Source organism: Dactylosporangium sp. NPDC048998 (assembly GCF_043197855.1).
GTDB lineage: Bacteria > Actinomycetota > Actinomycetes > Mycobacteriales > Micromonosporaceae > Dactylosporangium.
Genome location: NZ_JBICTV010000011.1, coordinates 6,705 through 19,213, shown reverse-complemented (window position 1 = coordinate 19,213; position 12,509 = coordinate 6,705). Strand labels below are relative to the sequence as shown.

The window sequence follows — 12,509 nt, the reverse complement described above, 5'->3', positions numbered from 1 at the left end:
GCGACTCACGCCGCCGTACTGGCGTGGCGGTCGCTGGTGAGGTGGCCGAGCTGGATGGCCAGCCGGGTCAGCTCCGCCTTGTTGGTGGCGCCGAGCTTCGTGCGGATCCGCTTGGCGTACGTGTTGATGGTGGCCTGCGACAGCCCCATCCGCCGGGCGATCTGCGCCTGAGTGAAGCCCCGGGCGATCCAGCGCAATGTCTCCACCTCACGTGGGGCCAGCCCGGTGGAGTCGTCCCGGGGCTGGCTGGTCAGCTCGTGGTGGAATTGCTCGCGCAGCCGGTGGCACACGTAGAACCCGCCGCCGGCGACGGCCCGGATCGCCGTACCCAGTGCCGACCGGTCGGCCTGGCGGCTCACACAGGCGCACGCGCCGGCCCGGACCGCGGTCAGCAGTGAGGGCGCCGTGTCCCACGCGGAAATGACGATCGGTCTGCTCTGTGCCGCAACGTGCGCGATGAGTGCCACCGCTTCTTCTCTGGTACCCGCGGGCAGGTCCAGCACCACCAGATCGGGACGCGCGTCCACAGTAGACAGATCGTCCACCCGGCCGACCGACGCCACAATCGACAGCGTCGGGTCAGGCGCGACGAGCCGTTCGATGCCGCCGCGCCGGACCGGTTGGTCGTCGACGATGGCCACGGTGAACGTGTGTCCGTCCACCGGTCCGATCGGGTCCGGCGCGGCCGGCCGACCGGTCTGCTCAGACCGGACCGTCGATAGCTGCCCCACCTGACCATCACCCCTCACGCAGATGTCGTGCTTCTCGGTCGGTACTACGGCGCGCCGTCGGCGCCCGTTCACATCGCTTGTGGTGCGCGGTGCTCCGGCGTCACCGTGGACCGGGTGGCCTCAGTGCGCGGTGTTGGCCGCCCAGATCACGACGCCCTGGTACACGACGCAGACGTTGCCGTCGGCCTCCAAAACCAGCGTCGCGCCGTTGTGGCCGGGCGTGTTGGAGGTCCATATGGACGTGTCGTTCTGGTCGTTCACCACGAGGTTCCCGTCGTCCTGGAAGACCATCTTGTACCCGCGCCCGGTGGTCGGGGAGTTCCACCGCTTCCGCCCGGTCTCGTCGTACACGGTCAGCTCTCCGTTGTTCTCCATGACCAGCCGGGTGCGGTTGCTCTGGATCGACTGACCGCGTTCCAGGACATGGGTGGCCTGCACGGTCACCACGGTCCCTTGGGCGGGGGACGTTCCCGGCCGGCCCGACGCCGGCTGCGGGCTGCCGGGGCCGGGCCCGCTGCTCGGGTCGGTCGAGGCGGCCAGCTGGCCGGCACTGAGTGCCGCGTCGGTGGCGTAGGCGTGGGCGTAGTCGAGCGCGGCCTTGACGAAGTCGCCGATGCCCGCGGAGTCGGGTACCTTGCCGGCCTGGCGTACCGGTTGCGGCCCGAGCCAGAACGCGGCCAGGGCAACCTGGTACGGGTCGCCGCCGAGCGGGGTCAGCTGCGCGACCAGATCGCACATGGCGGTACCCACCGCGGGGATGGCCGCCTTCGGATCCCCCGGCGAGGCGCTGCCCGACGGGGCGTACTGCGCCCAGATGTCGGGCCGGAACTGGGCGATACCCATGGCACCGGTCGGCCCGATCAGATCGGCCTGGAAGCCCGACGCGGCCATCAGCTGTCCCGCCACGCGGCTGGGCGTCACCTTCGGGCAGACCTTCCCGGCGGCCTGCACCAGAGGAAGATACGCGGCCGGTATCGGGCGGGCCGGGCCGGCGCCGCTCCCCGCCGTCGTGGGCGTCTGCTGCTTGGCGTACCAGTCGGCGTAGCCCGACACCTGGTCGACGTACGTGGTCGCGGCGGGCGGCACCCCGTGGGCCTGGACAACGGCGTCGACGCCGACCCGGTAGGCGGCGAGAGCGGTGCGCCACGGGTCCCCGGTGACCTTCGCCGCGCGTACCGCGCCGACCAGGTCGCACATCTGGTGAGCGAGCGCCAATACGGTGCTCGCCGCGTCAGCGCGTAGCGCGTGTGGGTCGGGTGCCCACTTCGCCCAGGCCGCGTCCGTCAGGCCGGCGACTCCCGTGCCGCCGTCGGCCGAGGTGGCGTTCTGGTCGAACCTGGACGCGGCCATCAGCTGCCCGGCCAGGCGCGCCGGTGTCAGCGTCGGGCAGGACAGCGCGGCGGTCGCGATGGGCTGGCGCAGGGCCGCTGGCACCGGTGTCCCGGCGTACGCCTCCGGGTTCCGCTTGGACGTGACGAGGACCCCGAGGCCGGCGAGGAGCGCGAAAACCAGCAGCAGCGCCACGATTGAGACCGTCACGAGCGGCACGCCCGGCCGGAGGTACCGGCCGAGGTTGTGCTTGCCGGCAAACCGTCGAATCCTGCTTATCGCCACGTTCGCCTCCAGTGTCCGTTGCCGCCCGTGAATACACGACGGCGGACCGAGCGTTCTGGTTCGAAGATTTCGGTTGGGTGAAACACGTCCGAACGGACTTCTGTCCCGGCGCGTAGTACCGGCCGTGCCCCTCTGGTCGCCGGACCGGAATGATTCGAGGTGCGTCAAGGAGGATGCCGGTGCCTGCCATGCGGAAAGGGCGGTCACGCGGATGTGCGGCCGTCCTGCTGAGTCTGACGGCCCTGATCGTGGCGTGGATACCGGCGCCTTCGACGGCGTCGGCCGCGCCCCCTGCGAGCGGCCAGGAATACCAGAAGTACTACACCGTCGCGCAGTCCTATCAGGGCTCGCCGGAGAACCTGCCGGAGATCGCCGGGCGGTTCCTGGGTTCGTCCGGTCGCAGCCGGGAGATCTTCAACTTGAACGTCGGTCGCCCGCAGCCGGCCGGCGGTGCCCTCAGCGATCCGGCGAAACTGCGCGCCGGCTGGTATCTGATGCTGCCCTGGGACGCCCATGGCGACGGTGTGCAGTACGGGCAGCTCCCCACCGCCGCGCCCGCGCCGGGCGGGTCACCGACCCCCTCGGCATCGTCGACACCGACGAGCCGGCCGACCGGCCCGCCCGCGGCCGTGCCGCCGCCGGGGAACTGTGCGGCCGGCCGGAGCGCGCCGGGCAACCAGGACCAGTGGGCGGCCCTGCGACTGGCGCCCGAGCACGCGTGGAAATACAGCCGGGGCAAGGGTGTCACGGTGGCGGTCGTCGACTCGGGCGTGGATGCCAACCTGCCGGCGCTCAGCGGGCGGGTCGCCGTCGGCACCGACATCGTCTCCGGCTCCGGCCGCGGCGACACCGACTGCCTGGGTACCGGTACCGCGATGGCGAGCATCATCGCCGCACGCGCCGACTCCGGTTCCGGTGCGGTGACCGGGGTCGCGCCCGACGCGACCGTCCTGCCCGTCCGGCTGGTCACCACGAACCCGCAAGCGACGGTGCCGGACCAGGTCGCGGCGATCGAGTTCGCGGCCAACTCCGGGGCGAAGGTGGTCGTGCTCGGCACCTATGTCGACCGGACCGACCCGACCGTGGCCGCCGCGATCCGCGACGTCGGGGCGCACGACGCCGTGGTGGTCACCGCCGCCCTGGACAGCGGGGCCGCCCCGTCGGCAGCACCGTCGGTGCCGCCGGCCGCCACTCTGCTCCGCGTCGGGGCGGTCGGCATCGACGGCAGCCCAGCGTTGCGCTACCCCGCCGGTACCGTCGACGTGGTCGCTCCCGGGGTGGCTGTCGCTGGACTGGGGATCAGCGGAGTCGGCCCGGTCTCGGTGACCGGTGGCCAGTACGCCGCCGCCTTCGTGGCGGGGGAGGTGGCACTGGTCCGGGCGAGGTTCCCGCACCTGACCGCGGCCCAGACGGTGCACCGGATCGAGGCGACCACCGACCCGGTGGGCAGCCCGGCCGCCTCCGGTCCCACCGCCTCCGGTCAGCCCGCCTCCGGTCAGCCCGCGTCCGGTCGGGCCGGTGCCGGGATGATCGATCCGGGGCTGGCCGTAACCCGGGTGCTTCCCGAGGAGAACCAGGCGCCGGCGCCGCAGCCGGTCGCGACCCGCCCCGCCGAGCCTCATCCGTACCGGGGGTACGCACTGGTCATCATCGCGTTGCTGGCTCTGGTCACCGTGGTCCTGCTCATTCTCCGGGCCCGCCGCGCGATCCGGCCGGACGACCCCGTGCTCGGCGGGACCGCCGCGCCGGTGACGGAACCCGCCGGTGCCGCGGCGGCCGGCGAACGGTTGTCCCGAATGTCCACATCGGACGTCGACGAGACCGGCGAGGCCCGGGAACGTCAACCGGCGGCGGTGCCGGTGGCCCCGGTCGCGGCGCCGGACGAGACACCGGTCGAGGTCTCGGTCGGCGCGAGCCGGTCGGGTGGCGTCCGCCGCCGGCAGGCCGCCGCTCCGACCGGCCTGCCGGCCGAAGCCGAGGAAACCCCCGCGGGCTGAACGGGCTCCTTGCCCGAGATTCATGGTTGGGTCTCGCGTCCACATTGCACGGTCGACGCGTGTCGGTCGATCGTGTTCGGCACTTTGCGTCCGCGACGGTTGTGTCGCCGGCATTTCCCGGCATTCGGAGAAACAAAGCAGAACCAGTCGCGGCGGCCGCGCGTAGTAGACGCATGGTAACCCCGGTGCGAACCCAAGGAGGACACCGTTGCCTGCCATGCCAAGCGCCGACGGGGCGGCCCGGTCCGATCCGGATCCGGTCGCGCTGGGCCGGGTGACGCCGGAGCACCTGCCGGCGCCGACGGAGCCCTCCACACCGTCGCCGAGCGAGCCGGAACCGGCCGTGACGCCGGTGGCCGCGGCCGTGTCCGGACCACCCGCCGCTCGGGCCTCCGTGGACCGCCAGGAGTTCGTCCGCGCCTTCGTCGCACAGTCCTGGGCACGGCCGGGTGGAGACCGGCCCGTCGCCCGGGTGCACGTCACGCTCATGGTCACGATGGGCGCGGTGGCGGTCGCGGTGGTGATCGGCGTGGCCCTGCAGATGTTGCACCCGATACCGCTGTCCACGCCGGTTGCGGCGGCCGTGCCGCAGGTCTCGTCGGCACCGAAGTACAGCGCGGTCAGCGGCTGGGACTGCGGTACCGGGGCGGACCGCGGCTTCGACGTCACAGGGCGCACGGCCGACTGGCACACGGCGCCGCGCGGCGGGTGGGCGCACGACGGTTGCCACGGCACCTTCGAGGCGATCCCGATGAGCGGTGACGCGCACAAGTCCTCCGAGAACGTGTCGGCGGTCTGGTGGTTCAAGCCCGCGGCCGACATCAACCGCTGCACCATCTCGGTGTACCTGCCCGCCGCCGAGCAGCCGGCCGATTCGGCCGCCACCGCCGCACAGTTCTTCGTCACGGCCGGACCGGGCGGCGGCCGGCTGGCGTCGTTCACCCTCGACGAGACCGCGGCGCGCGGCGCGTGGCGATCGGCCGGCACGTATCCGGTCAGTCAGGGCGGGATCGCGGTGCAGTTGGTCAACCAGGGGGTCCCGGCCCAGCCGGCGGCCCGGCTCGCGGTGACCCAGGTCCGCGTCATGTGCACCGGCTGAGCCGGGGAGGAGGAGTGGAATGAGTCGGCTCGCTTTTCACCGTCCGGCGCGGTTCCTGCCGCCGCCGTTGTCCGACGAGAAGGTCGTGCTACCGACGCCGCCGGAGGCGCGCTCGGGCACGGGTGCCTCGACCTGGGTCAGCATGGTGCTGCCGCTGATCAGCAGCATGGCCATGGTCGGCTACATGATCAGTTTCGGCCGGCCGCTGCTGGTCGTCATCGGTATCGTCTTCGTGCTGGTCTCCATCGGTACCACCGTCACGATGCAGGTCCAGACGCGCAGCGCCAACCGCAAGGCCGGCAAGCGGCAACGGGCCCGGTACAGCAACCACCTGGCCGCGGTACGGTCGCAGGCCCGGGCCGTGGCGACCGTACAGCGGATGCACGTGGCGCTGGTCCACCCCGAACCGGAGCGGCTGTGGGGCATCGTCACCGGCTACCACCGGGTGTGGGAGCGGCGCCAGAGCGACCCGGACTTCCTGCGCATCCGCCTCGGCGTCGGGCAGGCGCACCTGTCCACGCCGATGCAGATCGGTACCCGGCTCGACCCGATGGCCGAGTACGACTGGGACTCCCTGCAGGCCGCGCAGAAGCTGGTCGACCGGATGAGCCGGGTCGAAGGGCAACCAAGCGTCGTGGACGTCGGGGCCAGCGGTGTCATCAGCGTTCTCGGCCCGAGGCCGGCGGCCGACGGGGTGGTGCGCGCGTTGTTGTGCCAGATCGCCGTGCTGCACGCGCCCGAGGACGTGGCGATCGCGGTGGAGGCGTCCGTCGGCGACTGGGAGTCGGCCAAGTGGCTGCCGCACACGATCGAGCCGGACGCGCCCAGCGAGGCCGGGGTTGTGCCGCTGGTCGCCGCCGGCCCGGAGGACCTCGCCGACTACCTCGAGCGGGAGCTGCAGCGCCGGCAGGAGCAGGCCGCCGCGCGGCGCGGCCAGATCGGCTTCGACCGCGGCAGCGCGCCCGTCCAGCGGCGCCTGATCGTGCTGTTCACCGGATTCGACCCGGTGTCGGAGTGGGGCCGTTCGGCACTGCTGCGCGCGTTGCTCGAAGCGGCCGGTCCGCAGCTGGGCATCACCCTGATCTTCCTGGCCGAGCGCGAGGTCGACGAGCCGAGCCGGGTCGACCTGCGCATCCAGCTGACCGACACCAACGAACTGGAGGTCACCGGCACGCCGGCGCTGGTCGCCGCCACCGCGCAGTCGGTGGTACCCGATGTGGTGTCCCCGGCGACGGCCGAGCTGATCGCGCGCCGGTTGGCCCCGCTGCGCCTGTCGGACGAACGCGACCAGGTGCTGAGCCGGATCGTGTCGCTGACCGAGATGCTGCTGGGCGGCGACCCGGCGACCGCCGACATCACCGGCCGGTGGGCGAACGCCACCGGGGAACGCCTGCTGCGGGTACCGATCGGCAGCGACGGCGACGGCGAGCCGGTCGTCCTGGACATCAAGGAGTCCGCGCAGGGCGGCTCCGGGCCGCATGGGTTGATCGTCGGCGCGACCGGTTCGGGCAAGAGCGAGCTGCTGCGCACGCTCGTCACCGGGCTGGCCGTGACCCACTCACCCGAGACGATCAGCTTCGTCCTCGTGGACTTCAAGGGCGGCGCGGCGTTCGCGCCGCTGACCGACCTGCCGCACGTCGCCGGCCTGATCACCAACCTCTCCGACGACGTCGCGATGATCGACCGGGTCCAGGCCGCGTTGCAGGGCGAGCAGCAGCGCCGCCAGCAACTGCTGCGCCAGGCGGGCAACCTCGACTCCATCCGGGAGTACCAGCAACGGCAGGCGGCCGGACGGCCCGGCCCGGACGGGCGACCGCTGGAACCGCTGCCGTACCTGGTGATCATCGTCGACGAGTTCGGCGAGCTGCTGTCCGGCCGACCCGAGTTCACCGATCTGTTCGTGCAGATCGGCCGGGTCGGTCGCAGCCTCGGGATGCACCTGCTGCTGGCCACCCAGCGCCTGGAGGAGGGGCGGCTGCGCGGGCTGGACTCACATCTGTCGTACCGGATCTGCCTGCGTACCTTCAGCGCCCAGGAGAGCCGTACCGTCATCGGCACGCCGGACGCCTACCGGCTGCCGCCGGTACCGGGGTCGGCGTACCTGAAGGTCGACGAGTCGGTCTATCAGCGGTTCCGGGTGGCGCACGTGTCCGGTCCGTACCTCTCGGCGCAGCAACGGGCGCAGGAGCGGGCCGTGCGGTCGGCGATCGTGCCGTTCGGCATCCGCGAGCGGCCCGCGGCCGAGGCGACGCCGGCACCCGACCGGGCCCCCGCCGCGGCCGAGCAGCGGCCGGGCCCGACCGAGCTCGGTGTGGTGGTGGACCGGCTGAACCAGGTCGGCCGCCCCGCCCACCAGGTCTGGCTGCCGCCGCTGCCCGCCGCGATTCCGATGGACAACCTGATCGGCGCGCCCGGTCTGCTGCCCGGTCGCGGCTACGGCGCCCGGATCTGGGCGCAGCCGGGCACGCTGAAGGTACCGATCGGGGTCATCGACCTGCCGCTGCAACAGGAACAGCAACCGCTGGTGATGGACTTCGGCGGGCCGCACGGCCATCTCGCGGTGGTCGGCGCGCCGCAGACCGGGCGGAGCACCGCGCTGCGCACCATCATGCTGGCCGGGATGCTCACGCTGACGCCGGAAGAGGCGCAGTTCTACGCCATCGACTTCGGCGGCGGCACGCTGCACCAGTACCAGTCCGCGCCGCACGTCGGCTCGGTGGCCGGCCGCGGCGACCAGCAGCTCGTCCGGCGTACCCTGGCCGAGATCCGCGGGCTGATCGTGGCCCGGGAGAAACTGTTCCGCGAGCTGTCGGTGGACTCGATCGCCGACTTCCGGGCCCGGCGTGCGGCCGGTCGCCTGCCGGGCGGGCTGCGGACCGCCGACGTGTTCCTGCTCATCGACAACTGGGGCGCGGTGCGGAGCGAGCTCGAGGACGCCGAGCCGCTGGTCGCCGACATCGCCGCCCGAGGGCTGGGTGTCGGGGTCCACCTGGTGCTGTCGGCCAGCCGCTGGCTGGAGATCCGGCCCGCGCTGAGGGACAGCATCGGTACCCGCGTCGAGCTGCGGCTCAACGACCCGGCCGAGTCGGAGGTCAACCGGCGGCTGGCGGCCCGGATCGCCACCGCCGTGCCGGGCCGCGGCATCGCCCAGCCGGGCGTGCACTTCCAGCTCCTGCTGCCCCGGCTCGACGGTCAGGAGACCGCGGAGGCCATCGGGGAGGCGCAGGAGCACGCGCTGGCGAAGATCAGCGCGGGCTGGACCGGGGCGCCGGCCCCGGCGGTACGGATGTTGCCGGCCCGGCTCACCTTGGCGCAGCTGCGGGAGCGCCCCGTGGGCACCACCGGCGTACCGGTAGGCCTGGCCGAGGCCGACCTGGCTCCGGTCACCGTCGACCTGTCGGGCGAGACCCAGCACTTCATGGTGCTGGGCGACTCCCGGTCGGGCAAGACCTCGTTCCTGCGGACCTGGATCGCCGGGCTGGTCGACCGGCATTCCGCCCTGGACATCCGGATCGTGCTCGTCGACTACCGGCGTTCGCTGCTCGACGCCGTTCCGGCCGACCACCTCGGTGCGTACGCCATGGACGGCCGGGCCGCCGAGGTGTACGTCCAGCAGGTCTGCGACAAGCTGCGCGAGCGGCTGCCGCCATCCACCGTCACCATGGCCGAACTGCAGGCGCGCAGCTGGTGGGAGGGGCCGGAGATCTACGTGGTGCTGGACGACTACGACCTGGTCGGCACCGGCCACGGCTCGCCCCTCGCACCGCTGGCCGAGTTCGTACCGCACGCGCGTGAGGTCGGCCTGCACATCGTGCTGGCCCGCCGGGTCAGCGGGATGAGCCGCGCGTCGATGGCCGACGTCCTGATGACCCGCATCCGCGAGCTCGGCTGTGACGGTCTGGTGCTCGACGGCGACCCGCGGGAAGGGCCGGTGCTCGGCGACGAGCGCGCGGCCCCGCGGCCACCCGGTCGCGGCGTGCTGGTGCGGCGCAGCGCCCCCAACGCCCTGGTACAGATCGCGCTGTCCCAGGAGGCCGACGAATCGGCCGCGTCGGCACTGGCACCCAACTGAGGAGGTGTCCACAAGCGCTGTCGTACGCGGTACCAAGTGAAATCTGTTGATGTGAAGAAAGGGTGCAGAAGTGGACTTCAAAGTCACTCCGGAGTACGTCGCGAACGCGGCGGCCAACTGTGACGCCACGGCCAACGAGATCCAGGCCCAGCTCGCGGCGCTGAAGTCGTACGTCGTCAATCTCGAGGCGACCTACCACGGCGTTGCCGCCACGACGTTCCAGGCGCTGATGCAGGACTACGACACTTTCGGCCGGATGCTCAACAACGCCTTGACCGACATCGGCTCGGGCCTGCGCGGCAACTACGTCAACTACACCGACACCGAGCAGCAGAACATCTCGAACCTGGTTCCCATCCAGGGCGACCTGCCCGGCGCGCGGCTCTGATCCGCTTTCCCCATCCGACCGAACACACAAGGAGATTGCCATGCCCGACGTCACGGGATCGATGCTTCAAGTACCCAGCGACCTGCAGGGGGCCGGAAACTACATCAACGGCGTCGCCACTCAGATCGAGGCGGAGCTGTCGTCGCTGAAGAGCCAGCTCGCCCCGCTGATGCAGACCTGGACCGGTGCGGCGCAGGCGTACTACGAGGGCCTGCAGCAGGAGTGGAACGTCGCCGCAGACGGCCTGTTCGGCCCGACCGGCGTCCTCGGCGTCATCGCCCAGACGATGAACCTGAACTGGAACAACTACTCCGACTGCGAGTCCTCCAACGTGCAAACCTGGAAGCGCTGAGCACGGCCATGCTTGACGCGCGGAGCAGAGTGACGGTGGTCGGCGTGCGCAAGCGGGTCGACGTGGCGCTGCCGACCACCGCACCGATCGGCGAATACGCGGCCGGCCTGGCCGACCTGTGCGGGCAGGAGCGCCGCAACGCGCTCCCCGCCGCCTGGTCGCTGGCCCTGGCCGGGGAGGCGGCGTTGTCGCTGGACACGTCGCTGGGCGCGGCCGGCGTCACCGACGGTCAGATCCTGTACCTGCGGGATGTCGCCCGCGATCCGGACACCGAACCGATCGTCGAGGACGTCGGCGAGATCGTCGCCGAACAGGCCCAGTCGCAGCGCGACAACGCCCCGCCGGCGGGGCTCGTCGTCATCGGGTTCGGCCTGCTGTGGCTGTTTGCCACCGGGCTGCTCGCTTTGTGGTACCAGGAAAGTGCGATCGGCGGTGCGCTCGCCCTCATCGCGGCGGGCCTCGTCATGGTGGCCAGCGGCTGGTCGCTCAGCCAGCGCGAGACACCGGTACCCGCGGGCCTGCGGCTGCTGGTGATGCTGACCGCGGTGCCGTGCCTCGCCGCGGCCGGCGCGCTCGTGGCGACCGCGCTGGCCGGGGGCGGGTACGTCTGGGCCGGCGCCGTCGGCGGGGCGAACGTGGCCGCACTGATGGCGCTCGCCGCGCTGCCCGAGGCCGTCATCATCGCCCTGGCGGTCGAACTCGGCGTGGCCGCGGTCGTGGCGCCGGTACTCATCGCCCTGCACACGAACGCAGTGCAGACCAGCGCCACCGTCGTCATCGTCGCGCTGGCCTTCCTCGGCGTCGCGAAACTGCTCGCCGCGGGCATCGCCGCGTGGTCGCGGCGGCCGTCGAAGGGCCCGGCGTCGATGGAGCGGTCGGTGACCGAGCTGCTGATCCGCTCACGCCGGCTGCTGACCGTCGTCCTCGCCGGGCCCACCCTGGCGCTCGCCGTGGCCTTCGTGGTCCTGGCCGCGTCGCGCGGCGGATTCGCCATCGCGCTGTCCGCAGTCGTCGGCGTGGCCTTGCTCGTCCGTGCGCGGCAGCGCGGGTTCACCAACGAGCTGATCCTCATCGGCGGCGCGGGCGTGGTCGGCCTGTTCAGCGCGCTGGTCGCGCTGATGAGTCGTTACCACCTCAACGGGACCGTGATCGTCGCCGGCCTCGCGGCGCTCGGCGCGGCACTGATCGGCGTCGGCATGGCCGGGTCGATGATGCGCCGCCAGCCGGACACGATGCCGGTCCTCACCGCGGCCGCGGGTGCGATGCCGGGCGCGACGGTGCGGCCCGACCGGTACCGCTTCATCGACATCGTCGGCGTGCTCTGCAACGTGGCGGCGGTCTCGCTGGCGCTCGGGGTTTTCGGTGTGTTCGACGACCTGGTCGGCATGGGCCGCGCCATGGTCGGCTGACAGGAGGCCGCCATGACCGGTTCGGACGCACCAACCGAGATGACCGCCCGCATCGGCGCGCTCCCGGCCACGCCGCAGCAACCGGCCGTCCAGACCATGCCGGACGGAACCCGCGTGGAGTACGACGCGGACGGCAACCCCACCCGTCAGTGGAACCCGGACGGTTCGGTGCGCACGTACCAGCCGGACGGCACGTCGACCGAGCAGCTGCCCGACGGCACGAGCCTGTACCTCGACCAGTCCGGCAAACCCGTTCGGGAGGTGGCGCCGGACGGCACGACGTACACGAGCTTCGACGGCCAGGGACGCCCGACGTCGGGTGTGACACCGGCCGGTGCCGGGTTCACGCTGTCGTATGACGCGCAGGGTGACGTGTTCGAGAAGCTCGATGACGGTACGGTGCTGGAAACTGATCCGGGTGGTAAGCCGATCCGCGAAGTGACGCCGGACGGGACGACGTACACGAGCTTCGACGATCGGGGCCGCCCGACGGGTGGTGTATCGGCGAACGGCAGTCAGTTCACGTTGTCGTACGACGCGCAGGGCGACGTGTTCGAGACGTTCGACAACGGTACGGTGCTGGAGACCGATCCTGGTGGTAAGCCGATCCGGGAGGTGGCGCCGGACGGGACGACGTACACGAGCTTTGATGGTGGTGGTCGGCCGACGTCGGGTGTGACGGCGAGTGGTATCGGGTTCACGATCACCTATGACGCGCAGGGTGATGCGTTCGAGAAGTTCGACGACGGTACGGTGCTGGAGACCGATCCTGGTGGTAAGCCGATCCGGGAGGTGGCGCCGGACGGGACGACGTACACGAGCTTTGATGGTGGTGGTCGGCCGACGT

9 protein-coding genes are annotated in these 12,509 nt (G+C 71.8%); 7 read left to right on the top strand and 2 right to left on the bottom strand.

Features of this window, described 5'->3' with window-relative positions; translation table 11 throughout:
* Positions 1–5 precede the first annotated feature (5 nt).
* Both ACGFI8_RS24810 and ACGFI8_RS24805 read right to left on the bottom strand, forming a co-directional pair.
* Entirely contained in the window at positions 6–662 is a 657-nt protein-coding gene (locus tag ACGFI8_RS24810; RefSeq protein WP_392808340.1) for a response regulator transcription factor, read from the bottom strand.
* 189 nt (positions 663–851) lie between these two features.
* Positions 852–2,270, bottom strand: a complete 1,419-nt coding sequence (locus ACGFI8_RS24805; protein WP_392808338.1) for a hypothetical protein — start codon at positions 2,268–2,270, stop codon at positions 852–854.
* Positions 2,271–2,593: 323 nt separating this feature from the next.
* On the opposite strand from ACGFI8_RS24805, the gene ACGFI8_RS24800 reads away from it, so the two are divergent.
* The 7 genes from ACGFI8_RS24800 to ACGFI8_RS24770 form a co-directional block, all read left to right on the top strand.
* A complete protein-coding gene (locus ACGFI8_RS24800) occupies positions 2,594–4,342 on the top strand; it encodes a S8 family serine peptidase (RefSeq protein WP_392808336.1) in 1,749 nt (582 codons plus the stop codon).
* Between the two features lie 208 nt (positions 4,343–4,550).
* Positions 4,551–5,441, top strand: coding sequence for a hypothetical protein (locus tag ACGFI8_RS24795; RefSeq protein WP_392808334.1), 891 nt, complete (start codon positions 4,551–4,553; stop codon positions 5,439–5,441).
* Between the two features lie 19 nt (positions 5,442–5,460).
* Entirely contained in the window at positions 5,461–9,513 is a 4,053-nt protein-coding gene (gene eccCb, locus ACGFI8_RS24790) for a type VII secretion protein EccCb (RefSeq protein ID WP_392808333.1), read from the top strand.
* Positions 9,514–9,583: 70 nt separating this feature from the next.
* Positions 9,584–9,901, top strand: coding sequence for a WXG100 family type VII secretion target (locus ACGFI8_RS24785; protein WP_344617503.1), 318 nt, complete (start codon positions 9,584–9,586; stop codon positions 9,899–9,901).
* A gap of 40 nt (positions 9,902–9,941) precedes the next feature.
* Entirely contained in the window at positions 9,942–10,253 is a 312-nt protein-coding gene (locus ACGFI8_RS24780; RefSeq protein WP_392808332.1) for a WXG100 family type VII secretion target, read from the top strand.
* 8 nt (positions 10,254–10,261) lie between these two features.
* On the top strand, positions 10,262–11,662 hold the full coding sequence (locus ACGFI8_RS24775; protein WP_392808331.1) for an EsaB/YukD family protein: 1,401 nt from the start codon (positions 10,262–10,264) through the stop codon (positions 11,660–11,662).
* Positions 11,663–11,674: 12 nt separating this feature from the next.
* Positions 11,675–12,509: hypothetical protein (locus ACGFI8_RS24770; RefSeq protein ID WP_392808329.1), on the top strand; the 835-nt coding region annotated here is incomplete at its 3' end.